General features: G+C 73.2%; 18 protein-coding genes. 13 read left to right on the forward strand and 5 right to left on the reverse strand.

Translation table 11 applies throughout. From position 1 onward, the window contains the following. Positions 1-9 precede the first annotated feature (9 nt). Positions 10-519 carry a GNAT family N-acetyltransferase gene (locus ACDF64_RS06645; protein ID WP_394554251.1) on the reverse strand — a complete coding sequence of 170 codons (510 nt, stop codon included), beginning with the start codon at positions 517-519 and terminating at the stop codon, positions 10-12. A 139-nt stretch (positions 520-658) separates the two neighbouring features. Between ACDF64_RS06645 and ACDF64_RS06650 the strand changes: the two genes are divergently transcribed. The 3 genes from ACDF64_RS06650 to ACDF64_RS06660 all read left to right on the forward strand — a co-directional run bounded on the left by ACDF64_RS06650 (position 659) and on the right by ACDF64_RS06660 (position 2,805). Further along, positions 659-757, forward strand: a complete 99-nt coding sequence (locus ACDF64_RS06650) for a 30S ribosomal protein bS22 (protein ID WP_003792170.1) — start codon at positions 659-661, stop codon at positions 755-757. Positions 758-926: 169 nt separating this feature from the next. Then, complete coding sequence (locus ACDF64_RS06655) at positions 927-1,193, forward strand: glutaredoxin family protein (RefSeq protein ID WP_394554253.1); 267 nt, start codon at positions 927-929, stop codon at positions 1,191-1,193. Between the two features lie 655 nt (positions 1,194-1,848). Beyond that, a complete protein-coding gene (locus ACDF64_RS06660; RefSeq protein WP_394554254.1) occupies positions 1,849-2,805 on the forward strand; it encodes a hypothetical protein in 957 nt (318 codons plus the stop codon). Between the two features lie 579 nt (positions 2,806-3,384). Here ACDF64_RS06660 and aspS read toward each other — a convergent pair. Together aspS and ACDF64_RS06670 are read right to left on the reverse strand one after the other, a co-directional pair. Beyond that, positions 3,385-4,740, reverse strand: a complete 1,356-nt coding sequence (aspS, locus tag ACDF64_RS06665) for an aspartate--tRNA(Asn) ligase (protein WP_394554256.1) — start codon at positions 4,738-4,740, stop codon at positions 3,385-3,387. 5 nt (positions 4,741-4,745) lie between these two features. Next, a complete protein-coding gene (locus ACDF64_RS06670; RefSeq protein ID WP_394554258.1) occupies positions 4,746-5,483 on the reverse strand; it encodes an amino acid deaminase in 738 nt (245 codons plus the stop codon). A gap of 218 nt (positions 5,484-5,701) precedes the next feature. Here ACDF64_RS06670 and ACDF64_RS06675 point away from each other — a divergent pair, with 218 nt between their 5' ends. The 7 genes from ACDF64_RS06675 (at position 5,702) to ACDF64_RS06705 (ending at position 19,636) form a co-directional block, all read left to right on the forward strand. Further along, positions 5,702-6,358 (forward strand): histidine phosphatase family protein, encoded by a 657-nt coding sequence (locus ACDF64_RS06675; protein WP_394554260.1) that lies wholly within the window; start codon positions 5,702-5,704, stop codon positions 6,356-6,358. Positions 6,359-6,366: 8 nt separating this feature from the next. Further along, a complete protein-coding gene (locus ACDF64_RS06680; protein WP_394554261.1) occupies positions 6,367-7,080 on the forward strand; it encodes a TlpA family protein disulfide reductase in 714 nt (237 codons plus the stop codon). Beyond that, on the forward strand, positions 7,080-7,832 hold the full coding sequence (locus ACDF64_RS06685) for a cytochrome c biogenesis CcdA family protein (protein ID WP_394554263.1): 753 nt from the start codon (positions 7,080-7,082) through the stop codon (positions 7,830-7,832). Before ACDF64_RS06680 ends, ACDF64_RS06685 begins: the two co-directional genes overlap by 1 nt. Beyond that, positions 7,810-9,609 (forward strand): cytochrome c biogenesis protein ResB, encoded by a 1,800-nt coding sequence (locus ACDF64_RS06690; RefSeq protein WP_394554265.1) that lies wholly within the window; start codon positions 7,810-7,812, stop codon positions 9,607-9,609. The genes ACDF64_RS06685 and ACDF64_RS06690 overlap by 23 nt, the downstream gene beginning before the upstream one ends. A gap of 3 nt (positions 9,610-9,612) precedes the next feature. After that, a complete protein-coding gene (ccsB, locus tag ACDF64_RS06695) occupies positions 9,613-10,707 on the forward strand; it encodes a c-type cytochrome biogenesis protein CcsB (RefSeq protein ID WP_394554266.1) in 1,095 nt (364 codons plus the stop codon). A 348-nt stretch (positions 10,708-11,055) separates the two neighbouring features. Beyond that, positions 11,056-17,094, forward strand: a complete 6,039-nt coding sequence (gene pulA / locus ACDF64_RS06700; RefSeq protein ID WP_394554268.1) for a pullulanase-type alpha-1,6-glucosidase — start codon at positions 11,056-11,058, stop codon at positions 17,092-17,094. Positions 17,095-17,278: 184 nt separating this feature from the next. Beyond that, on the forward strand, positions 17,279-19,636 hold the full coding sequence (locus ACDF64_RS06705) for an ATP-binding protein (RefSeq protein WP_394554269.1): 2,358 nt from the start codon (positions 17,279-17,281) through the stop codon (positions 19,634-19,636). A 19-nt stretch (positions 19,637-19,655) separates the two neighbouring features. Here the strand turns inward: ACDF64_RS06705 and ACDF64_RS06710 are convergent, their stop codons facing one another. Together ACDF64_RS06710 and ACDF64_RS06715 are read right to left on the reverse strand one after the other, a co-directional pair. After that, a complete protein-coding gene (locus ACDF64_RS06710) occupies positions 19,656-20,276 on the reverse strand; it encodes a hypothetical protein (protein ID WP_394554270.1) in 621 nt (206 codons plus the stop codon). A gap of 32 nt (positions 20,277-20,308) precedes the next feature. Next, positions 20,309-21,301 (reverse strand): o-succinylbenzoate synthase, encoded by a 993-nt coding sequence (locus ACDF64_RS06715; protein ID WP_394554271.1) that lies wholly within the window; start codon positions 21,299-21,301, stop codon positions 20,309-20,311. Positions 21,302-21,385: 84 nt separating this feature from the next. Between ACDF64_RS06715 and ACDF64_RS06720 the strand changes: the two genes are divergently transcribed. The 3 genes from ACDF64_RS06720 to ACDF64_RS06730 are packed head-to-tail and all read left to right on the forward strand — an operon-like array spanning position 21,386 to position 23,843. Further along, on the forward strand, positions 21,386-21,577 hold the full coding sequence (locus ACDF64_RS06720) for a hypothetical protein (protein ID WP_394554273.1): 192 nt from the start codon (positions 21,386-21,388) through the stop codon (positions 21,575-21,577). Between the two features lie 60 nt (positions 21,578-21,637). Then, a complete protein-coding gene (locus tag ACDF64_RS06725; protein WP_394554274.1) occupies positions 21,638-22,570 on the forward strand; it encodes a 1,4-dihydroxy-2-naphthoyl-CoA synthase in 933 nt (310 codons plus the stop codon). 43 nt (positions 22,571-22,613) lie between these two features. After that, positions 22,614-23,843: an AMP-binding protein gene (locus ACDF64_RS06730; RefSeq protein ID WP_394554276.1), complete on the forward strand. Its 1,230-nt coding sequence runs from the start codon at positions 22,614-22,616 to the stop codon at positions 23,841-23,843. The last annotated feature ends 19 nt before the right edge of the window (positions 23,844-23,862 follow it).

Raw genomic sequence — 23,862 nt, forward strand, 5'->3', positions numbered from 1 at the left:
GGTCGCGCCTCACCGCAGGCGCTTCGTCATCTCGAGCTCGAGCCCGCCCGGCGCGAGCTCGTACGGGCGCGTGCCGCCGGTGAACGCGAAGCCGAGCTTCTCGTAGAACCGGATCGCTCGCTCGTTCGACGCATGCACCTCGAGCCGCAGCTCGTCGCCGTAGGCGCGCGCCCACCGTTCGATCGCCGCGAGCAGCGCGCGCGAGACCCCCGCGGCGTCGCCGCGCCGGTCCGGCGCGACGTACACGCCGACGAGCAGCGGGACGGTCGAGGCATCCGGCAGCCACCCGCCCATGTGCCCGACCCAGCGGTCGCCCTCGATCGCGACGACCGACGTCTGGCCCGCCGTCTCGCCGCGGCGGGCCCGGTGCCGCCAGTCCGGCTCGCGGAGCGCGAGCGCGTGCTCGAAGGTCTCGCCGTAGGCGATGGGGGTGTCGCGGAGCATCTCGAGGCGGAGCTCGCGGACCGCGCGCCAATCGTCCTCGCAGGTGGTGCGGATCACGAGCGATTCCGACGGCATCCCACGACGGTAGCGGGGCCGGAGCGGCGTTCGCAGCCCTGCGAAACGGCGAGTCCCCGAATCCGCTAGACTATCCCGAGGCTTTCCCGCCACCGGCAGCGGCACGCGCAGCCGGCTCGATCTTTTCTGTGAGGTTCTGATGGGTTCCGTCATCAAGAAGCGTCGCAAGCGCATGGCGAAGAAGAAGCACCGCAAGCTTCTTCGCAAGACGCGCCACCAGCGTCGCAACAAGAAGTAGTCGCCCCGGGCGACCACGGCTGGAGCGCCAAGCCATCGGCTTGGCGCTTTTCGCTGTCCCCGGGGAAGGGCGGGTGCGCGCGCGTTCGCTCGTCCGTCTCGACGAGCGCCGCGTCCGACTTGACGAGCGCCCAGGTGGGGACGCCGATCGCGCTGCGTAGGCTGGACGGATGACCCGCAGCATCGCCCTCACCCTGGTCGGCAAGCCCGGATGCCACCTGTGCGACGACGCACGCGAGGTGGTCGCCGCGGTGCGCGCCGAGGTCGAAGCGCTGGCGGATGCCCCGGCCATCACGTTCGAGGAACGAGACATCCTCGTCGAGCCCGACCTCTTCGACCGGTTCGCTGAGGAGATCCCCGTCGTGCTGCTCGACGGACGTGTCCACGCCTACTGGCGGATCGATGCCGCACGCCTGAAGGCCGCGCTGCTCGCCTGACGGGCGCGCGCTGCGCGGCGTGGCCCTGCGGCGCTGCTCGACGGGCGCGGCGATGTCGGCGAATCGACGGTCACCCGCCTGGCGGCGTCGGTTCGACGCCCATCGCGCGACGATGTCGCGCGACTCGACCCGAACGCGCACGGATGCCTCGGTTCGGCGCATCCCGCGGGGCGATGTCGCACGAATCGACCCGAGCCCGTCCGGCCGCGTCGGTTCGGCGTATCTCGCGCGGCCGTGTCGCGGGAATCGACCCGAATCCGGGATGTGTCGGTTCGGCGCACGTCGCTCGGCCATGTCGCGCGAATCGACGCGAACGGGCACGGATGCCTCGGTTCGGCGCATCCCGCGCGGCGATGTCGCACGAATCGACCCCGAACTCGTCCGGCCGCGTCGGTTCGGCGAATCTCCCGCGGCCGTGTCGCACGAATCGACCCGAACCATCCGGAGGCCTCGGTCCGGCGCATCCCGCGGGGCGTTGGCGCGCGAATCGACGGTTGGGCTCGCGCAACGGTGGGCTGAACCACGGGAACCGACGGGCGGGACGGCAGCCGCGCTGGTCTGCGAGCGGTCCTCCACCGGCGGACGTCGGGGCGGGGCATCCACTGATCGTCGCCGGCGCGGCTCGCCCCCACCGAACACGGGTCAGCGTGGTCGGATGCGCACGCCCTCACCGCTTCCGGAAGACCTGCTGCACCGCCCGTTCGGGGTGGCCGAGGCGGCTCGGCTCGGCGTGGGCGAGGGGCGCCTGCGCGGCGGGGATCTCGCTCGGCCGTTCCACGGCGTGCGGGTGCACACCGGGACCGGGACCGGGACCAGCGCGGCGACCGCGACGGCGGCGACGTCGACGGAGGCGCGCTGCCGTGCGAAGGCGGTGACGATGCGCGACGGACACGTGTTCAGTCACGTGACGGCGTGCCTGTTGTTCGGCGTCATCGTGCCGGCCCGATTACGGAGCGACGACGTCGACGTGGCCGTGTTCGTCCCGAAGGCGATTCCGCGGGGCCGGGGCGTGTGCGGGCATCGCCTCGCGGCGGGCGGGACGCGCACGACCGCTATCCGCGGGCTCCCCGTCGTCGCGGCAGCGGATGCCTGGTGTCAGCTCGCAGGGTCGGCATCCGTCCGAGAACTCGTGATCGCGGGCGACTCGCTGGTCCGACGGAAGCAGCCGACCTGCACGATGGAGGAGTTGGGTGAGGCGGTGGAGCGGCATGCCGGTCGGCGCGGGCACCGTCGACTCGTTCGCGCGCTCGAACTCGTCCGGCCATCGACGGACTCTCCCGAGGAGACGTCGTTGCGGCTCGACGTGATGGCGTACGGCCTGCCGGAACCCCAGGTGAACGTGCCGATCCTCGACGAGCGCGGCGTCCAGGTCGCGCTCGGCGACCTTGCCTACCGGCGGTATCGCGTGCTCCTGGAGTACGACGGGGAGCACCATCGGACCGATGACCGGCAGTTCGGCAGGGACATCGACCGGCTCGACGATCTCGTGCACCTGGGCTGGAGGGTCTTCCGGTTCACGAGGCAGCACCGCGGCGACGCGCGGCGCTCACGACTCGAACGCGTGCGGGAGGCGCTGATCGAGCGGGGCTGGCGACCCGGCGACCCGGCGTGAGTGCGTCCACCCCCCTCGAGACCAAGCGGCACGACGTGGATGGCGCTCCGAACCGTCGGCCGGTCGAATCGCCCGACATCAGTACGCGATGTCGCACGAATCGACGCCGGCGACGAAGGATGGGTCGATTTGCGTCACGTCATCTGGTGATGGTGCCCGAAACGTCGTCGGAGTGGCGTGGCGACATCGGTTTGCGCGGCATCGCGGGGTGGGGTAGCGCGAACCGTCGCGCCGGGGGTGGCGTGGCGGGCGTCGTTGTGCGCGACATCACGGGGTGGCGTGGCGCGAACGGGCGCCGGGGTGGGCCGTGCGTCGGTTTACGCGACATCGCGGGGTGAGGTCGCGCGAACGGGCGGAGAGGTGGGGCGGTGGCGTCGGTTTGCGCGACATCGCGGGGTGGCGTCGCGCGAACGGACGTCGGAGTGGCGCGGTGGCGTCGGTTTACGCGACGTCGCGGGGTGAGGTCGCGCGATCGGACGCCGGGATGGGCCGTGGCGTCGATTTGTGCGACTCGGAGGGGGAACAGCGGGGGCGCGCAGCCCCGCCGGGATCAGGCCAGCGGGCGCGCAGCCCCCGGGATCAGGGCAGCAGGCGGGTCGGGCCGCGGAACAGGTAGGTCGTCTCGCGGATCGACGACTCGCCGAGCAGCAGCATCAGCACGCGCGCGAGGCCCATGCCGAACCCGCCGTGCGGCGGCACGCCGTAGCGGAAGAAGTCGAGGTAGAACGAGAGTTCCTCGGGCTCGAGGCCCTTGTCGCGGGCCTGCGCCTCGAGCACGTCGATGCGGTGCTCGCGCTGGGCGCCGGTCGAGATCTCGACGCCGTTGAAGATCAGGTCGTAGGAGTCGGTGATCGACGGGTCGCCCTCGCGGCGCATGTGGTAGAACGGCCGGATGCTCGAGTCGTAGTCGGTGAGGAAGACGAACTCGTGCCCGTAGGTCTCGCGAACGTACGCCGAGATCTGCCGCTCGCCCTCGGGGTCGATGTCGGCATCGGCGCGCGGCACGGTGTACCCGCGCTCGGCGACGAGGCGCTTGGCCTCGGCGAGCGGGATGCGCGGGAACGGCCGTGCGGGCACGGTCACCTCGACGTCGAAGAGCTCGCGGATCTCGTCGCCGTGCTTGTCGGCGACGGCCTGGAAGCCCGCGACGAGGAGCTCCTCGTGCAGCGCCATGACGTCCTCGTGCGAGTCGATCCAGCTGAGCTCGCTGTCGATCGAGGTGAACTCGGTCGCGTGGCGCGACGTGAACGACGGGTCGGCGCGGAACGCGGGCCCGACCTCGAAGATGCCGCCGAAGCCGGCCGACTGGGCCATCTGCTTGAAGAACTGCGGGCTCTGGGCCAGGTACGCGACGCCCTCGAAGTACTCGAGCTGGAACAGCTCGGCGCGCGACTCCGACGCCGAAGCCATGAGCTTCGGGGTCTGGATCTCGATGAAGCCCTTCTCGACCCACACGTTCCGCAGCGCGTGCAGGAACGTGGTCTGCACCCGGAAGATGAGGTTCTGCTTCGGGTGGCGCAGGTCGAGGAAGCGCCAGTCGAGGCGCTTGTCGAGCGACGAGTCGGCCGCGATCGGCGTCTCGAGCGCCTCGGAGACCACCTCGAGCGAGCCGATCTTCACCTCGAGTCCGCCGAGCTTCACGCGCTCGTCGTGCTTGAGCTCACCCGTGACGCGCACGAACGAGCCGTGCCCGAGCGCCGAGATCGCCTCGGTCAGCGCGAGTGCGGCGGCGGAGCCGGGGCCCTCGGCCGGGGCATCCTCGGCGAGCTCGCGCGTGGCGGGCGTCACGAGCTGCACCGCGCCGGTCTCATCGCGCAGGATGACGAACTGCACCTTCTTCTGGTCGCGGACGGTCTCGACCCATCCGGCGACGGAGACGGGGCCGTCGGGCTGGGCGGCGAGCTGGCTGACGAGGGTGCGTGCGGTCACGGGCATCCATCCTACCCGGCGGGATTCGGGCCCTGACCGGGTCGCGCGCGAGGGTCGGCGGCGTTCCAGCGCAGGCGGGGCGCGGATGCCTCGAACTCGTCGAGCACCTCGGCAAGGCCGGAGGCGACGGGGAACGTGGTGACGAGTCGGATGCCCCGGCCGCGGTCGATCCCGTAGGCGATCGCGCCGCCCGTGCCGCCGGTGCCGTCGCTCGCGGGCACGGGCACGGGCACGGGCGCAGGCAGCGCGGCGACCACGGTCCGCAGCTCGTCGACCCGGCGCGCGCGGTGCGGAACGTCGGTGCGCGCGAGGAGCCGCGTGGCGTCGGCGGTGACGCGTTCGAGCAGCGTGCCGGGGCCCGCCCACGGGTGGAACCGGGTGTCCGGCCCGCCGTAGGCGCGCGCGAGCGCCGGTCCGAGCCAGCGGTCGCGCTTCGGGCCGTACGGCGTCGCCGCGGTCGAGAGCAGGTAGCCGTAGACGTGGAGGAGGCCCGCGTTGCCGATCGGCCAGTCGGCCTCGTCCGCGAGCCCGGCGATCGCGTGCAGTCCGTCGAACGTGCTCCGGCGGAGGAGCTCGCCGGCGTGCTCGTCGACCACGGTCGACGACGCCCACGCGTCGAATCGGCCGGCGGCCCGGTCGAGCGCGATCGAGGACACGAGCCAGGGGAGCAGCGCGAGTGCGCCGGGCAGGTCGTCCGCGGCCGCGCGGGCGGCGGCGCGATCCAGCGCGGCGAGACGGTCGGCGGGCATGTCGGGACTGTAGCGCGGGCGGATGCGCGCGGCGGGGCCGCCCGCGCCGCGGCGGCATCGGGACGGCGCCGCCCATCGCGCGACGGCGCACGCATCGCGCGACGGCGCACGCATCGCGCGACGGCGCACGCATCGCGCGACGGCGCACGACCCCGCCCGCCCGCGTCACCACCCGCCCACGGCGGTTTCAAAGGAATCGCCTCCGTAGACTGGAGCCCGTGCCGGCCGACCAGATCCATCTCGTGCGCCACGGCGAGGTGTTCAACCCGCAGGGCGTGCTCTACGGTCGGCTCGAGGGGTACGGCCTGTCCGACCTCGGGCGGCTCATGGCGCAGTCGGCGGCCGACGACCTCGCGGCACGCGGGCGCACGGTCTCCGCGATCGTCGCCTCGCCGCTGCAGCGCACGCGCCAGTCGGCGGAGCCGATCGAGCAGGCCTTCGGGCTCGAGGCATCCATCGACGAGCGGATCATCGAACCCGAGAACCGGTTCGAGGGCAAGAAGATGCGCGGACCCGAATCCGCGCTCCGCGACGTGCGCAACTGGGCCTTCCTCGTGAACCCGTGGGAGCCGAGCTGGGGCGAGCCGTTCGGCTCGATCGCGGGCCGAATGCTCCTGGCGATCGAGGACGCCTGGCGCGCCGCCGACGGCGGCGACGTCGTCCTCGTCAGCCACCAGCTCCCGATCTGGATGGTGCACCGGCGACTCGCCGGGCGCTCGCTCGCGCACGACCCGCGCCGCCGCCGGTGCGCGCTGTCGAGCATCACGACGCTCGAGCGCCGACCCCAGTCGGGCGCGGGGCGGTTCGTCGAGGTCGGCTACGTCGACCCGGCCTCGGGCCTGCAGGCGCAGGCCACGGACGTGGGAGCGGTCTGATGCGGCGGATGTCCCGCGAGGGCGAGCGCAGCGGTGGTCTCGAGACGCGTCGCCTCCGGCGGCGCTCCTCGACCACCGGGTGGCGTCGCCTCCGGCGGCGCTCCTCGACCACCGGGTGGCGCCGCTCCGTCGCCGCCGGCGCGGTCGCGCTCGCGGCGGCATCCGCGCTGCTGCTCACCGGCTGCACCCAGGACTCGCTCGCCGAGCAGTACCGCGAAGGCAGTGGGAAGAACTACATCGCGGGCGACGGCACGATCTCGGAGTTCTCGGCCGACCAGCGTGGCGAGCCCGTCGCGTTCGGCGGCACGACCGCCGAGGGCGACGCGTTCGACTCGGCCGACGTGCTCGGCGACGTGACCGTCGTGAACTTCTGGTACGCCGGATGCGCGCCCTGCCGGGTCGAGGCGCCGATCCTCGAGGACGTCCGCGGGGGCTTCGCCGATGCGGGCGCCGACGTCGCGTTCGTGGGCGTGAACGTGCGCGACCAGGCCGGCACTGCCCGGGCGTTCGAGCAGGACTACGGCATCGGCTACCCCTCGATCCTCGACGTCGACTCGGGCGACGCCCAGCTCGCGTTCTCGGGCAAGGTGCCGCCGGCCGCGGTGCCGACCACGCTCGTGCTCGACCGCGAGGGCCGTGTCGCCGCCCGGATCCTCGGCCAGCTGAAGGATGCGTCGATCCTCGAGTCGATCGTCGACGACCTCCTCGCCGAGGCCGCCTGATGGGGCCCGGCGAGCTCGTCTTCAGCGGTCAGCTCCTCGTCGCGATCCCGATTGCGATGGCAGCGGGCCTCATCTCCTTCCTCTCGCCGTGCGTGCTGCCGCTGGTGCCCGGCTACCTCGGCTACGTCGGCGGGTTCACGGATGCCTCGGCCGACGCCGCGGTCGAGCGGCGGAACCGCCGCCGGCTCCTGCTCGGCGTGCTCCTGTTCATCGCAGGGTTCACGGTCGTGTTCCTCGTCTACACCGCGCTCGCGGGCGCGGCGGGCGCGTGGCTGCGCGCCTGGCAGGACCCGATCACGCGCGTGCTCGGCGTCGTGCTCATCGGCATGGGGCTCGTGTTCGTCGGGCAGTTCACGTTCATGCAGCGGCAGTTCAAGCCGTCGTGGCGACCCGCGACCGGCCTCGCCGGCGCGCCCCTGCTCGGCGTCGTCTTCGGCCTCGGCTGGACGCCGTGCATCGGCCCGGCGCTCGCGGCCGTCCTCAGCCTGAGCCTCAACGCCGAGTCGGCGTGGCGCGGGGCGCTGCTCGGGCTCGCGTACTGCATCGGCCTCGGCATCCCCTTCCTGCTCGTCGCGCTCGGCTTCGGCTGGGTGACCGGCTCGATGGCCTTCCTGCGGCGGCACATCCGCACCATCAACCTCCTCGGCGGCGGCCTGCTGATCGTGATCGGCGTGATCATGGTGAGCGGGCTCTGGACCGCGTGGATGAGCGAACTCCAGGGGGTGATGAGTGGCATCGACCTCGTCCTCTGAGACGCACGACCCCCTCCGCCCGGACGACTACGACGACGGCTCCGCGCCCGTCGGGCCGTCGGACGACGCGCGCGACGGGGCATCCGATCGACCGGTCCGCGACAGCGGCGACGACGGGATCGCGCAGCCGAAGCTCGGCGTGGCAGGCTGGCTCCGCTTCGGCTGGCGCCAGCTCACGAGCATGCGGACCGCGCTGCTGCTCCTGCTGCTGCTCGCGATCGCCGCGGTGCCCGGATCCCTCGTGCCGCAGCGCTCGAGCGACCCGAACGGCGTCACCCAGTACTTCACCGACAACCCGGGCCTCGCGCCCGTCCTCGACGGGTTCCAGCTGTTCGACGTGTACACGTCGGCCTGGTTCTCGGCGGTGTACCTGCTGCTGTTCGTGTCGCTGATCGGCTGCATCATCCCGCGCACGAAGCACCACCTCGAGGCGCTGCGCGCGCGCCCGCCGCGGACGCCGGCCCGCCTCTCGCGGCTGGCTGCGTACGCCGAGCGGCCGCTCGCGCTCGCGCCCGACGCGGACGCGGGCGCAGATGCGGGCGCAGCGGCGGAGGCCGCGATCGCCGACGCGACCGCACGCCTCAAGCGCCAGGGCTACCGCGTCGAGCGGTACGACCGGCCGGGCGCGCCGAGCGTCTCGGCCGAGCGCGGGTACCTCCGCGAGACCGCCAACCTGGTGTTCCACACGGCGCTGGTCGGGATCCTCGTGGCGGTCGGCATCGGCGGGGGCTTCGGCTTCCAGGGCCAGCGCGTCGTGGTCGAGGGGCAGTCGTTCGTGAACACGCTCGCGGCGTACGACTCGTTCAACCCCGGCCGCTTCTTCGACGGCGCCTCGCTCGACCCGTACAAGCTGTCGCTCGAGGGCCTCGAGGCGGTGTACGAGACGCAGAACGCCGACGCGATCGGCCAGCCGATCGACTTCACCGCGCGCGTGCAGGTCACGTCGCGGGGCGGTGAGCCCGAGGCGGGCACGGTCAAGGTCAACGAGCCGCTGCGCACGCACGACACCGACGTCTACCTGCTCGGGAACGGCTACGCGCCCACGATCACGGTCCGCGACGCGGACGGCGAGGTCGTCTTCACCGACTCGGTGCCGTTCCTGCCGCAGGACGCGAACCTCACCTCGATCGGCGTCGTGAAGGTCACCGACGGCCTCGACGCGCAGCTGGGCATGGTCGGCTTCCTCTACCCGACGCAGGACGTGCTCACCAGCGGTGCGTTCACGTCGACCTATCCCGACCTCGTCTACCCGGTGCTCACGCTGAACGTCTACGAGGGCGACCTCGGCATCGACGACGGCACGCCGACCTCGGTGTACGCGCTCGACACGAGCGAGCTCACCCAGCTCACCGGCGGCAAGACCGGCGTCGATTCGCTCGAGCTCATGCCGGGCGAGACGGTCGAGCTGCCGGGCGGTCGCGGCACGGTGACGCTCGAGGATGCCTCGCCCGAGGGCACCGCCGCCGGCGACTACTCGCACAGCGTGAAGCGGTTCGCCTCGTTCGACATCCACCACGACCCGTCGCAGGGCTGGGTGCTGCTGTTCGCGATCCTCATCCTCGGCGGACTGCTCGTCTCGCTGTTCGTGCCGCGTCGGCGCATGTGGGTGAAGGCCGTCGCGGGCGCCGACGGCCGGGTCGTGCTCGAGTACGCGGGACTCGCGCGCGGCGACGACCCCGGTCTCGCGCAGGCGGTCGTCGCGTTCGCCGACGAGCACGGCGGACGGCTGCCCGACGGGGCATCCCCGACTGAAGATTCCTCGCAACCCGCGACGTAAGGTATGACCGTGACGTTCTCGCTCGACCAGCTCTCGATCCTGTGCGTGTACTCGGCGATGGCCGTGTACGCGATCGCGTTCATCGCGTACGCCGTCGACCTCGCGCGTCGCGGCGCGGTCGCGGCGAAGGCGGCGGACGAGCGCGAGCTCGCCGTCGCCGGGTCTCGAGACGCGTCGACTTCGTCGGCGCTCCTCGACCGGCGGGATGCGTCGACCTCCGGTGGTCGAGGAGCGACCGAGCGGAGCGAGGACGCGTCTCGAGACCAGCAGGACGGTGCGAAGCGTTCCCGCTGGGCGAGCGCGGTCAGCCTCGGGGCATCCGTCGACTACGGCCGCTCGGCCGTGCTCCGCGTCGCGGTCGCGATGACCGTGCTCGCATGGCTGCTGCACCTGACCGGCGACATCCTCCGCGGCGTCGCCGCGGGCCGCGTGCCGTGGGCCAACATGTACGAGTTCGCGCTCACCGGCACGCTCGTCATCACGACCGTGTACCTCGGCGTGCTGGTGTTCTCGAAGGTCGACCTGCGGTTCCTCGGCACGTTCGTGACGGGCCTCGTGCTCGTGCTGCTCGGCGTGGCGACCGTGAACTTCTACGTGAGCGTCGTGCCGCTGCCGCCGGCGCTGCAGTCGGCCTGGCTGGTCATCCACGTGTTCGTCGCGTCGTCGGCCGTCGGCTTCTTCGCGCTCGGGTTCGCGCTCTCGGTGGTCCAGCTCATGCAGGCGCGGCGCGAGCTGATCGTCGCGAGCGCCGACGTCGTCAAGAAGTCGTTCCTCGCGACGCTGCCCTCGTCGGTGTCGCTCGAGAGCTTCGCCTACCGCGTCAACATCATCGGGTTCATCCTCTGGACGTTCACGCTCATGGCGGGCGCGATCTGGGCCGAGAAGGCGTGGGGCCGCTACTGGGGGTGGGACACCAAGGAGGTCTGGACCTTCATCATCTGGGTGATCTACGCCGGGTACATCCACGCTCGGGCGACGCGCGGCTGGCGCGGGTCGCGCTCGGCCTGGCTCGCGATCATCGGCTTCAGCGCGGTCCTGTTCAACTTCACGATCGTGAACCTGTTCTTCAAGGGACTGCACGCGTACTCGGGGCTCTGAGTCCCCGCTCGGGCGGCGTTCTGCCGTCGGTCCTCCCGTCCGGTGCATCCCCCTCCCGTCCGGTGCATCCCCATTTCAGGACCACAGCCGACTCGGGTGCCTCTGGCGACCCGTGTCGGCTGTGCTCCTGAGTCGGGACGGACCGCCCCGCGCGCGGGATTGCGGCGGCCTGCGCGGTGCAGGCGCGCGAATGTGAGAACGCTTGCATCTTCGGGTGCAGCGGCCCACGCGGCCCACGCGGCTGCGCCCGCGAGTTAATGCAAGCGCTTGCAATTCGCGGAGTCGCGCTGCTAGCGTCACCCCCAGTCGGGCGGCACGTCGGCGTGCCCGCAACAACTGGAGTCGAGGATGACGCAGAGCGCGAAGCAGCGCAGGTGGTTGGCGGCGATCGTGACGGGAGCACTCGCGGCCTCGGCCGTGGTGGTGCTGCCCGGACTGTCGGCGGCGGCCGGGGAACCGCGCACGTTCGCGCTCGTGGGCGACCTCCAGTCCGAGCTCGGCTGCCCGGGCGACTGGCAGCCCGAGTGCGCCGCGACCGAGCTCGCGCCGACCGCGACCGCGGGCGTCTACGCGGCCGACTTCACGGTCCCCGCGGGGTCGTGGCAGGTCAAGGTCGCCGTGAACGACTCGTGGGACGAGTCGTACGGCCTCGACGGCGGGAACCTGCCGGTGACCGTCGGCGGCGAGACCGCGGTGCGATTCCTCTTCGACGACGCGACCCACCGCGTCGCGATCGAGCCGCTCGGCCTCCGCGGCGCGTACGACGACGCCGTCGACGCGTCGCTCGTGCACGCCCCCGTGCGCCAGCCCGGCGCCGGCGAGAACTTCTACTTCGTCATGACCGACCGGTTCGACGACGGCGACCCGTCGAACGACGAGGGCGGCCTCACCGGCGACCGCATGACGACGGGCTACGACCCCACCGACAAGGGCTTCTACCAGGGCGGCGACCTCCAGGGCCTGCGCGACCGCCTCGACTACATCGCCGGCCTCGGCACGACCGCGATCTGGCTCACCCCGAGCTTCAAGAACAACCCCGTGCAGGGCACGGGCGCGAACGCGAGCGCCGGCTACCACGGCTACTGGATCACCGACTTCACGCAGATCGATCCCCACCTCGGCACCAACGCCGAGCTCGAGGCGCTCATCGACGAGGCGCACGGCCTGGGCATCGACGTCTACTTCGACATCATCACGAACCACACCGCCGACGGCATCTCGTACGCCGAGGGCCAGTACTCGTACATCGACCAGCAGGCCTCGCCGTACACCGACGCGGCCGGCGCCGCCTTCGACCCCGCCGAGGTCGCGGGCACCGACGCGTTCCCGGCGCTCGACGCGGCGACGAGCTTCCCGTACACGCCGGTCGTGAACCCCGACGTCGTGAAGGTGCCGGCCTGGCTCAACGACCCCACGAAGTACCACAACCGCGGCGACTCGACCTGGTCGGGCGAGTCGGTCACGTACGGCGACTTCTCGGGCCTCGACGACCTCATGACCGAGGACCCGGACGTGGTCGACGGCTTCGTCGACGTCTACGAGGAGTGGATCGACCTCGGCATCGACGGCTTCCGCATCGACACGGTCAAGCACGTGAACACCGAGTTCTGGCAGACCTGGTCGTCCGAGGTGCTCGACTACGCGCACAGCCTCGGCAAGGACGACTTCTTCATGTTCGGCGAGGTCTACGACGCCGACCCCGTGAAGCTCTCGCCCTACGTGCGGAACACCGACATGAACTCGGTGCTCGACTTCACCTTCCAGTCGCAGGCGGTCGGCTTCGCGGCCGGCAACTCGGCGAAGGGCCTGCAGTCGCTGTTCGCGGGCGACGACTACTACACGACGTCCGACTCGTCGGCGACGGCGCTGCCGACCTTCCTCGGCAACCACGACATGGGCCGCGTCGGGTACTTCCTGCAGAACACGGATGCCCCGCTCGAGCGCGACCTGCTCGCGCACGACCTGATGTACCTGACCCGCGGCCAGCCGGTCGTCTACTACGGCGACGAGCAGGGCTTCGCGGGCACCGGCGGCGACAAGGACGCGCGCCAGACTCTCTTCGCGACCCAGGTCGCGCAGTACGCGAACCAGCCGCTCGTGACGGGCGAGACCGCGGGCAGCGTCGACCGGTTCGACGAGGATGCCCCGCTCTACGAGCACATCGCCGACCTCGCGGCGCTCCGCGCCGCGCACCCCGCCCTCGCGCAGGGCGCCCAGCTCGAGCGGTACGTGGACTCCGGCGCGGGCGTGTACGCCTTCTCGCGCGTCGACCGCGACGAGCGGGTCGAGTACCTCGTCGCGCTCAACAACACGGGCGCCGCGAAGACCGTCGACGTGCCGACCCTCACCGACGGCGGCGTCTTCACGTCCCTGTACCGCACGGACGGCGCCGCGGGCGAGGCCGTCACGGCCGACGCCGACGGCGTGGCATCCGTCGCGGTGCCGGCGCTCGGCGCCGTGGTCCTCGTGGCCGACCGCCAGGTCACCGCGCCCGACGCGGCGCCCGCGATCTCGGTGTCGGTGCCGTCGCCCGGCGCCGGCGTGACGGGCGTCTCGCCCGTCGCCGCCGACGTCGACGGCGACACCTGGCAGGAGACGAGCTTCGCCTGGCGCGTCGCCGGCTCCGACGAGTGGCACGACCTCGGCACGGCCGAGGACACCACGCCGCGGGTCTTCCACGACACCACGGGCCTGGCCGACGGCACCCTGCTCGAGTACCGCGCGATCTCGACCGACGCCGCCGGGCACCGCGCGGCCGCGTCGACGTACGCGTCGGTCGGGCACTCGGTCAGCCTCGACGTGGAGGAGGAGCCGGAGCCCGAACTCGAGCTCGTCACGGTCCCCGGCGACCACAACTCGGAGATGGGCTGCGCGGGCGACTGGACGCCGGCCTGCGAGGCGGCGAAGCTCACCCTCCGCGCCGACGGCATCTACGCCGGCACGTTCATGCTCCCCGAGGGCGACTACCTCTACAAGGTCGCCGTCAACGGCAGTTGGGCGCTGAACTACGGCGCCGGCGGCGTGCGCGACGGCGGGAACCTGTCCTACCACCACGCCGGCGGCGAGATCACGTTCTTCTGGGACCCGGTCTCGCACGAGATGACCTCGACCGCCGAGGGCGACGTCATCACGCTGCCCGGGACGCTGCAGTCCGAGCTCGGATGCCCGGGCGACTGGCAGCCCGAGTGCCTCGCCACGATGATGTTCGACGGCGATCGCGACGGCGTGTACACGTACTCCACGTCGGGGCTGCCGGGCGGCGCGTACGACGTGAAGGTCGCGCACGACCGCTCGTGGGCCGAGAACTACGGCGTCGGCGGCGTGCCGGGCGGCGCGAACCTCTCGTTCAGCGTCGCCGACGGCGAGCTCGTGCAGTTCCGTTACACGCTCGCCACGCACGTCCTCGAGATCATCGTGAGCGACCCGCCGCTGCCCGGCACCGGCGAGGCGCGCGCGCAGTGGATCGACGCCGAGACGATCGCGTGGCCGGCCGAGTACGTGGGCGCGGTCGTGCCCGACGGCCGGACCTGGACCCTCGAGCACGCGCCGGAGGCCGGTCTCGCGGTCGACGACGGCGAGGTGACGGGCGCCGGCGAGCCGGTCGTGCTCGAGCACGTCGCCGGCGGCCTCACGGCCGAGCAGCTCGCGGCGTTCCCGCACCTCGAGGGCTACGTCGCGCTGCGGCCGGTCGGCCTCGACCGCGCCGAGGTGCAGGAACTGCTCACCGAGCAGCTCGCCGTGGCTCAGCGCACCGACGGAGAGCTCAGCGCGTTCACGGGCGTCCAGGTGCCCGGGGTCCTCGACGACCTCTACGCCCGGGCGACGGCCGACCTCGATCTCGGCGTGAGCTGGTCGGGCGGCCGTGCGACGGCGACCGTGTGGGCGCCCACCGCGCGCTCGGTCGTGCTCGAGCGGTGGGATGCCGGTGCGACGGGCGCGCCCGAGCTCGTCGAGGCGTCGTTCGACGCCGACGCGGGCACGTGGGCCGCGCCCGAGGCATCCATCTCGGCCGGTGACGAGTACCGCTGGCTCGTCGAGGTCTACGCACCGACGACCGGCCGGATCGAGCTGAACTCGGTCACCGACCCGTACTCGGTCGCGCTCACCGTGAACTCGGCGCGCACCGTCGTCGTCGACCTCGACGACCCGGGGCTCGCGCCCGCGCAGTGGGCTTCGACGCCCGCGCCCGTCGTGGAACGACCCGTGGACCGGGCGATCTACGAGCTCCACGTGCGCGACTTCTCGATCACCGACGAGACGGTGCCCGAGGCGGAGCGCGGAACCTACCGTGCGTTCACGCGCGACTCCGCGGGCACCGCGCAGCTGCGCCAGCTCGCCGACGCGGGCATCAACACGGTGCACCTGTTGCCGACGTTCGACCTCGCCACGATCGAGGAGCGCCGCGAGGCGCAGGCGACGCCGGCGTGCGACCTGGCCTCGTTCGGTCCGGCGTCGCCCGAGCAGCAGGCGTGCATCGACCTCGTGCGCAGCACCGACGGCTTCAACTGGGGGTACGACCCGTACCACTACCAGGCGCCTGAGGGCTCGTACGCCGTCGACCCCGACGGCGGCGCGCGCGTCGTGGAGTTCCGCGAGATGGTCGGCGCCCTGCACGGCATGGGCCTCCAGGTCGTGCTCGACGAGGTGTACAACCACACCGCCGAGTCCGGTCAGGGCGGCACCTCGGTGCTCGACCGCGTCGTGCCCGGCTACTACCAGCGCCTGAGCGCGTCGGGGTCGGTCGAGACCTCGACCTGCTGCGAGAACGTCGCCACCGAGCACGCGGTCGCCGGCAAGCTCATGGTCGACTCGGTCGTGCTGTGGGCGCGGGAGTACAAGGTCGACGGGTTCCGCTTCGACCTCATGGGTCACCACTCGAGGGAGAACCTGCTCGCGGTCCGGGCCGCGCTCGACGAGCTGACGCTCGAAGACGACGGCGTCGACGGGAAGTCGATCTACCTGTACGGCGAGGGCTGGAACTTCGGCGAGGTGGCGGACGACGCGAGGTTCGAGCAGGCGAGGCAGGGCAACCTCGGCGGGACGGGCATCGGCACGTTCAGCGACCGGCTGCGCGACGCCGTGCACGGCGGCAGCCCCGTCGCGTCGGACACGAAGTTCGAGCAGGGCTTCGGCACCGGGCTCGGCACCGATCCGAACGCGTACGCGGACGCCACGCCCGAGGAGCAGCTCGCGGACCTCGCCCACCAGACCGACCTGGTGAAGCTCGGCCTCGCGGGCAACCTGCGGGACTACGAGCTCGAGACCTCGGACGGCTCGGTCCGGCCCGGCGACGAGCTCGACTACCGCGGTGCGCCGGCGGGCTACGCCGAACAGCCCGACGAGGTCGTGACCTACGTCGACGCGCACGACAACGAGACGCTCTACGACCTCTCGGTGCTGAAGCTGCCCGTCGACACGTCGATGGCCGACCGCGTGCGCATGAACACGCTGTCGCTCGCGACGACCGCGTTCGCGCAGACCCCGTCGTTCTGGCACGCCGGCACCGAGCTGCTGCGCTCGAAGTCGCTCGACCGCAACAGCTACGACTCGGGCGACTGGTTCAACCGCATCGACTGGACCGGCCAGGAGTCGACCTTCGGGTCGGGCCTGCCGATGAAGGCCGACAACGAGGCGTACTGGCCCGAGATGGCCGAGCTCCTCGCGAACCCGGCGCTGAAGCCCGCGGCGGGCGACATCGCCGCGGCCGAGGCCGCCGCGCTCGACCTGCTGCGGGTGCGCTCGAGCGTCGACCTCCTCCAGCTGGGATCGGCCGAGCTCATCGAGCAGAAGGTCTCGTTCCCGAACAGCGGTGAGGATGCCACGCCCGGGCTCATCACGATGCTCGTCGACGACCTCGTCGGCGAGGACGTGGATCCCGCGCTCGAGGGCGCACTCGTCGTGTTCAACGCCTCGCCCGAGGCGATCACCGAGCGGGTCGAGGGCCTCGCGGGCCGCGACTTCGCGCTGAACGACGTGCAGGCGAACGGCGCCGACGCGGTCGTCCGGGGCACGTCGTGGTCGGCCGAGACCGGCACCCTGACGATCCCGGCGCGCTCGGCGGCCGTGCTCGTCGACGAGCAGGCGCCGCCCGCGGTCGGGACGGTCACCATCGCCGCGCCGAACAAGCTCCTCGCGAAGGCGGGCAGCGCGGTGCGCGTGGTCGGCCAGGTGTTCGCGCTCGACGGCTCGCGCCCGGTCGGCACCGCGACGGTGTCGGTCGACGGCGCGGTCGTCGCGACCGAGGGCGTCGAGGCGAAGGATCGCGGCCGGTTCGACGTCAAGCTGCCGAAGCTCGGCCGGGGCATCCACTGGGTGCAGGTGTCGTTCGGCGGCGGCGACGGGTTCGCCGGGTCGCGGTCGCTGCCGGTGCCGCTCATCCTCTGGTGAGCCGGTCGGCCTCCCTGCTCGGGGAGGCCGACCCCGCCCTGCGGGTCCGTCCCCCGCGCGCATCCGACCGACGCACGCGGCGGGGCGGACCCGCGCTCGTTCCGGCCGTACCCCGGCACGCGGGTGCGGCGCGCGCTCGCGGCACGCGCTTGCGGCGCGCGCTCGCCGGGGCCACGATCGGCCTGTGGGCGGTGAACGGATCGGCCTGCTCGAACGCGACGACGCGCTCGCGGAACTCCGCGACGCGGTCGGCGACGCGCGGGACGGGCACGGCCAGCTGGTCCTCATCCACGGCGAGGCCGGCATCGGCAAGTCGAGCCTGATCGCCGCGCTCCGCGCCGCGCCGCCCGACGGGTTCCGCGTGATGGTCGGCGCGTGCGACGCGATGTCGACCCCGCGCACGCTCGGGCCGCTGCGCGACCTCGCCTCCGGCCGGCCGGGGCAGCTCGCCGACGCGCTGCGGGACGGCGACCGCGAGCGCGTGTTCGCGGCGCTCATGGACGAGTTCCGCGACCACCCGGCCGTGCTCGTGATCGAGGACGCGCACTGGCCCGACGAGGCGACGCTCGACGCGCTGCGCTTCCTCGCCCGGCGGCTCGACGAGCTGCCGGTCGTGCTCGTGCTGACCTACCGCGACGAGCTCGACCGCGAGCACCCGCTCTCGCGCCTGCTCGGCGACATCGGGCACGGGCCGAATGTGCACCGCATCGCGCTGTCGCGGCTGACGCCGACCGCGGTCGCCGAGCTCGCCGCGCGGCGCGGGCTCGACGGCGCGCGCATGTACGACCTGACCGGCGGGAATCCCTACTTCGTGAGCGAGCTCGTCGCGTCGGCGGATGCCTCGCAGGTGCCGCCGACCGTCGTCGAGGCCGTGACCGGGCGCCTCCGGCGGCTCCCGCCCGAGACCCAGGAGCGGGTCGAGCTCCTCGCCACGATCCCGTCGAGCGTCGAGGCCGACCTGGTCGAGCGGCTCGTGCCGGGCGGCGCGGCCGAGCTCGAGGCGGCCGAGGAGGCGGGCATCCTCATGGTCCGGCCCGACCGCATCGCGTTCCGGCACGAGCTGACCCGCCGGGCGGTCCTCGACGCGTTGCCCGCGGCGCGGCGCATCGAGCTCGACCGGCGCGTGCTCGAGGTCCTCGAGGCGCAGGCGGCGGCCGGGGTCGACGTCGACCCGGGCCGGCTGGTGCACCACGCGGTCGCGGCGGGCGACGCCGACGCGATCGTCCGCTACGCGCCGTGGGCCGCGGCCGACGCCGCCGCATCGGGTGCGCACCGGCAGGCGGTCGAGCACTACGACGCCGCGCTCGCGTACGCGCACCGCTTCGAGCCGGCCGAGCGGGCGGACCTGCTCGAGCGCTCGGCGATCGAGCAGTACACGGTCGGCCGCGGCCCCGGGTCGGTGGCGACGCAGCAGCGCGCGATCGAGCTCCGGCGGTTCCTCGGCGACCCGGTGGCGCTCGGGTCGAGCCTGCGCTGGCTCTCGCGGTTCCAGTGGTACGCGGGCGACCGGCACGGCGCGGAGGACTCGGCGCACGAGGCATCCGCGTTCCTCCGGGGGACGAGCGAGACCGGCCTCTACGCGATGGCGCTCAGCAACGAGTCGCAGCTCGCGATGCTCGCGAACGACACGGTCGTCGCGGCCGACCTGGCGCGCCGCGCGATCACGCTCGCGGAGGCGGCGGGCGACCTGAGCACGCTGTCGCACGCGCTCAACGACCTCGGGACCACGCTCATGTTCCAGGGCCGCGGGGGAGAGGCCGAGCTCGCGCGCGCGGCCGACGTCGCGCTCGAGCTCGGCGACATGGAGAACGCGGCGCGCGCCCACATCAACCTGGTCTGGAGCCTGCTCGACGCGTTCCGCCTCGACGAGGCCGAGCCGGAGCTCACGCGCGCGATGGAGCTCGCCGAGCGCGCCGAGTTCATCGGCCTGCTCACCTACCAGCGCATGGAGTCGGGGCGCCTGCATCTCGCCCGCGCGCGCTGGGACGACGCGCTCGCGGCCGTCGACCAGCCGGTCGAGTCGCTGCCGCACGCGCGGTGCGTCGCGCTCACGGTCGCGGGCACGGTCGCGCTCCGGCGCGGGGATGCCGATGCCGACGCGTTCCTCGAGGAGGCGGAACGGGTCGCTCGCGAGCTCGCCGAGTTGCAGCGGACGGGCCCGGTCGCGGCGGCCCGCGCCGAGCTGGCGCTCCTGCGCGGCGACCCGGATGCCGCGCGGGCGTTCGCACGGCCGGCCTACGCCGAGGCCGTCGACCTCGGCTCCCGGGCGCTTCGCGCCGAGCTCGGCACGCTCCTGCGGCGGGCGGGCGACGACGTCCGGGTCGCGCCCGACCGGGCGCATCCGTTCGCGATCGAGGCGACCTCCGAGCCCGGCGTGGCGGCGGCCGCGTGGCGCGAGCGAGGATGCCCCTACCACGAGGCGTTCGCGCTGTCGCGGAGCGCCGACGACGGCGACCGGCGCGCGGCGCTCGCGCTCGCCGAGGGCATCGGCGCGGTGCCGCTGGCACGGATGATCCGGGCCGGCCTCGGCGACGGGGCGTAGCCCGAGCGGCGCCCGCGGACTACCGGGTCAGCACGATCGAGGCGGTCCCCGCCCCGGTCGAGAACGCGACGACGGGCGTCGGGCCGCTGCAGTCGACGGGCGCGGCGGCGAGCGGCGCGTTCGCGATCTGTGCGGCGACCTGTTCGCCGTCGACGGGCTGGCCGCCGAGCGTCCCGGTCACGACGAGGTCGTTCGTGAACTGCTCGCTCGGCTGGAGCACGCCGTCGACGAGCTCGTAGGTGCCGTCGATCGAGCCGGCGAGCGCGAGTTCGCCGGTCACGCCCGAGACGTCGACCGCGAGCGTCAGGTCGGGCGTGTACCGGTAGGTGCCGTCCGCGCCGAAGCTGAGACCCGACGAGCCGGTCGGGTCGAACGTCGCCACGCCGGCCATCGACGCGTTGACGGCGTCGTAGTAGGCCTGCACCTGGTCGTCGGCGATGCGCCAGTCGCCGACGATGCACGAGCCCGCGACCGTGTCGGCGGGAGCCGCCGTCTCGGTGACGGGTGCGGTCGTCTCGGGCGCGCCCGCGGCGGGCGAGCACGCGGCGAGGGCGAGCGTCGAGGCCGCCGGGACGGCGACGAGCAGGGCGGCGCGGACGAGCGCGCGGGACGAGCGGGGCGAGCGGGATGCTGCGGGCATGGGGCGGGCTCCTCGGTCGGGTCCCGCCCACGCTACCGGTCCAGCACGGCGTGGCAGCGTTCGAGGCGCGCGAGCCACCAGGCGGTGCGGTCCTCGTCGGCGGCCCAACGGTCGAGCAGGTCGCCGGATGCCTCGACCCGGCGCACCGGCACCGACCCGTCGACCGGCGCGAGCGGGTCCGCGGCGACGTCGGCGGCGAGCAGCGACGCCGTCCCGAGCCCGCAGTCGTACTCGAGGTCGGGCACCGCGGCCGCGAGGTGCGCCCCCATCGCGAGGCCGACGCTCGTGTCGAGCGCGCTCGACACGGTCACCGGGAGCCCCGCGTCGCGGATGATCCGCAGCGCCCGTCGGATGCCGCCGAGCGGTTGCGCCTTCACGACGAGCAGGTCGGCCGCGCCCGCCTCGGCGACCGCGAGCGGGTCGGCCGCCCGCCGGACGCTCTCGTCGGCGGCGATCGGGATGCCCATGTACTTCGTGCGGCGGCGGATCTCGGCGAGTTCCTCGACGGTCGCGCACGGCTGTTCGACGTACTCGAGGTCGAACTCGGCCAGCGCGTGGATCGCGTGCTCGGCCTCGTCGACGTTCCAGCCGCCGTTGGCGTCAAGGCGGATCCGGCCCTCCGGCCCGAGCACCTCGCGCACGACGCGGACGCGCGCGACGTCCTGCGCGAGCACCTGGTCGCCGCCCGCGACCTTCACCTTCGCGGTCCGGCAGCCCGGGAACCGCTCGAGCACCGCGGCCACCTCGTCGGGGTCGACCGACGGCACGGTCGCGTTGACGCGGATCGCGTCGCGCACGCCGGGCGGCGCGGGCAGCCAGCCGTAGTCGATCGCGGCCGCGAGCCAGGCGGATGCCTCGTCGTCGTCGTACTCGACGAAGGGCGAGAACTCGGTCCACCCCTCTGGGCCCTCGAGCAGGAGCGCCTCTCGGACGAGGATGCCGCGGAACCGCGTGACGAGCGGCAGCGCCACCACGCGCGCCGTCTGGAGCAGGTCGGCGAGCGGGGGCAGCGGCGCATCCGTCATGCCCTCATGCTGGCACGGCGGGGGCCGGCTCGGGGCCCGGACCCCGATGCTAGGGTGGGCGGATCGATGCCGGGGAGGGCGTGCGTGGACGAGTACCAGGAGCTCGGCGTCGAGGCGACCGAGGTGCGCGACGAGAACGTCGGCCGCGACGTCGCGATCGGCGTCGGGGGCATCCTCGTCGTGATCGCCGCGCTCATCCCGCTCGCCGCGGTCGCCGTCACGGTCGGCGGCGTCGTGATCGCGAGCGTCGCCGCGTTCGCGCAGCAGACCGGCTGACCGACCGGCTCGGCCGGGGGTCGACTGCGGCGACCCCGCCGCCCGTCCTACGCTGGGAGCATGCCAGTCGACGTCTCCGACCTGTTCGATGCGAGCCAGTGGGAGGATGCCGCGCCCGCCGTCGCCGGGCCCGACGGGTTCACCGACATCACCTACCACCGCTCGACCGACGGGCGGATCGCGCGCATCGCGTTCGACCGGCCGGAGGTCCGGAACGCGTTCCGGCCGCACACGGTCGACGAGCTCTACCGGGCGCTCGAGGACGCGCGCACGAACCCGCGCATCGGGGTCGTGCTGCTCACGGGCAACGGTCCGAGCCCGAAGGACGGCGGGTGGGCGTTCTGCTCGGGCGGCGACCAGCGGATCCGCGGTCGCGACGGGTACCAGTACTCGGCGGCCGAGGCCGAGGTCGTCCGCGATCCGGCCGCGACGGCGGCGACCGGCCGACTCCACATCCTGGAGGTGCAGCGCCTCATCCGCTTCATGCCGAAGGTCGTGATCGCGGTCGTGCCCGGGTGGGCGGCCGGCGGCGGGCACTCGCTGCACGTGGTCTGCGACCTCACGATCGCGAGCCGCGAGCACGGACGGTTCAAGCAGACCGACGCCGACGTCGGCTCGTTCGACGCCGGTTACGGCTCGGCGTACTTCGCCCGCCAGATCGGCCAGAAGTTCGCGCGCGAGGTGTTCTTCCTCGCCGAGGAGTACTCGGCCGACCGCGCCTACGGGATGGGCGCGGTCAACCGCGTCGTGCCCCACGCCGACCTCGAGCGCGAGGCGATCGCGATGGCGCGGACCATCCTGACGAAGTCGCCGACCGCGATCCGCATGCTGAAGTTCGCCTTCAACGCGGTCGACGACGGCATGGTCGGCCAGCAGGTCTTCGCGGGCGAGGCGACCCGGCTCGCGTACGGCACCGACGAGGCGGTCGAGGGGCGCGACGCGTTCCTCGAGAAGCGCGACCCCGACTGGGGCCCCTACCCGTGGCACTACTGATGGGGGTTCCGGGTGACCGGCTGAGCCGGTTGCGGCGGATGCTGTGAAACCGCTCCTGCAGGTGTCCGCCGACGACGTCCCCGCGCTCGTCGAGCGGCTCCGCGACGCCGTGCTGCACGACGGGCCCGCGGTGCTGCCGGTCCCGGTCGGCGCGGACGGGGCCGAGCCGGTCGAGACGTCCGTCCCCGACGCGGTCGCGGTCGTCGTCGAGACGAGCGGGTCGACGGATGCCCCGAAGCGCGTCGCGCTCTCGGCGTCGGCGCTCGTCGCGAGCGCCGACGCGACCTCCGACCGGCTCGGCGAGCCCGGGCAGTGGCTGCTCGCGCTGCCGGCGCACTACATCGCCGGGGTGCAGGTGCTCGTGCGCGGGCTCGTGGCCGGCACGCGCACGGTCGTCCTCGGGGACGCCGCGACGCACGGCGCCGCGACGCACGGCGGCGCGCGCGACGACGCGGCACGCCCCGGCGGATTCGACCCCTACGCGTTCGCCGAGGCATCCGCTCGACTGGACCCGCACGTGCCGCACTTCACCTCGCTCGTGCCGGTGCAGCTCGCCCGCATCGTCGAGGCCGCGCGCCGCGACCCCTTCGTCGCCGCGGCGATCACGGCCTACGACGCCGTGCTCGTCGGCGGGCAGGCGCTCGCGCCCGAGATCGCCGACGCGGCCGCGGGCCTGGGCGTCCGGGTCGTGCGCACCTACGGCTCGAGCGAGACGGCCGGCGGGTGCGTCTACGACGGGCTCCCGCTCGACGGGGTCGACGTCCGCATCGTCGACGGCCTGGTCGAGCTCGCCGGGCCCGTGCTCGCCGAGGGCTACCTCGACGATCCCGGGCGCACCGCCGCGGCCTTCGCGCTCGACCGCGGACGTCGCTGGTACCGCACCGGCGACCTCGGCGCGCTCGACGCCGGGGGCCGGCTGCGCATCCGCGGCCGGGCCGACGACGTGATCATCTCGGGCGGCGTGAAGGTCGCCCTCGGCGAGGTCGAGCGCGCGGTGCGCGCGATGCCGGGGATGTCGGAGGCCGTCGTCGTCCGGGTCGCCGACGCCGAGTGGGGCGAACGCGCCGCGGTCGTCGTCGCCGGGGCATCCGGATCGCTCGACGAACTCGCCGCCGCGACGGATGCCGCGGGCCTGCCGCCCGCCGGGCGCCCGGTGCGACTCGTGGTGCTCGACGTGCTCCCGCGGCTCGCATCCGGCAAGCCGGACCGGCGCGCGCTCGCCGCGCTGCCCGAGATCTCCGGCCACGATGGGCCCGATCGGGCGAACCCATAGGTTCCGGTCGCTAGCATTC

Source organism: Agromyces sp. MMS24-JH15 (assembly GCF_043518605.1).
In the GTDB taxonomy this organism is placed as follows: Bacteria; Actinomycetota; Actinomycetes; order Actinomycetales; family Microbacteriaceae; genus Agromyces.

Coding starts and splice junctions, on each gene's coding strand:
- ACDF64_RS06710 (WP_394554270.1), bottom strand. CDS start 20,276: ATGCCCGCAGCATCCCGCTCGCCCCGCTCGTCCCGCGCGCTCGTCCGC.
- ccsB (WP_394554266.1), top strand. CDS start 9,613: ATGACCGTGACGTTCTCGCTCGACCAGCTCTCGATCCTGTGCGTGTAC.
- ACDF64_RS06680 (WP_394554261.1), top strand. CDS start 6,367: ATGTCCCGCGAGGGCGAGCGCAGCGGTGGTCTCGAGACGCGTCGCCTC.
- ACDF64_RS06715 (WP_394554271.1), bottom strand. CDS start 21,301: ATGACGGATGCGCCGCTGCCCCCGCTCGCCGACCTGCTCCAGACGGCG.
- ACDF64_RS06685 (WP_394554263.1), top strand. CDS start 7,080: ATGGGGCCCGGCGAGCTCGTCTTCAGCGGTCAGCTCCTCGTCGCGATC.
- ACDF64_RS06725 (WP_394554274.1), top strand. CDS start 21,638: ATGCCAGTCGACGTCTCCGACCTGTTCGATGCGAGCCAGTGGGAGGAT.
- aspS (WP_394554256.1), bottom strand. CDS start 4,740: ATGCCCGTGACCGCACGCACCCTCGTCAGCCAGCTCGCCGCCCAGCCC.
- ACDF64_RS06670 (WP_394554258.1), bottom strand. CDS start 5,483: ATGCCCGCCGACCGTCTCGCCGCGCTGGATCGCGCCGCCGCCCGCGCG.
- ACDF64_RS06655 (WP_394554253.1), top strand. CDS start 927: ATGACCCGCAGCATCGCCCTCACCCTGGTCGGCAAGCCCGGATGCCAC.
- ACDF64_RS06650 (WP_003792170.1), top strand. CDS start 659: ATGGGTTCCGTCATCAAGAAGCGTCGCAAGCGCATGGCGAAGAAGAAG.
- ACDF64_RS06645 (WP_394554251.1), bottom strand. CDS start 519: ATGCCGTCGGAATCGCTCGTGATCCGCACCACCTGCGAGGACGATTGG.
- ACDF64_RS06660 (WP_394554254.1), top strand. CDS start 1,849: ATGCGCACGCCCTCACCGCTTCCGGAAGACCTGCTGCACCGCCCGTTC.
- pulA (WP_394554268.1), top strand. CDS start 11,056: ATGACGCAGAGCGCGAAGCAGCGCAGGTGGTTGGCGGCGATCGTGACG.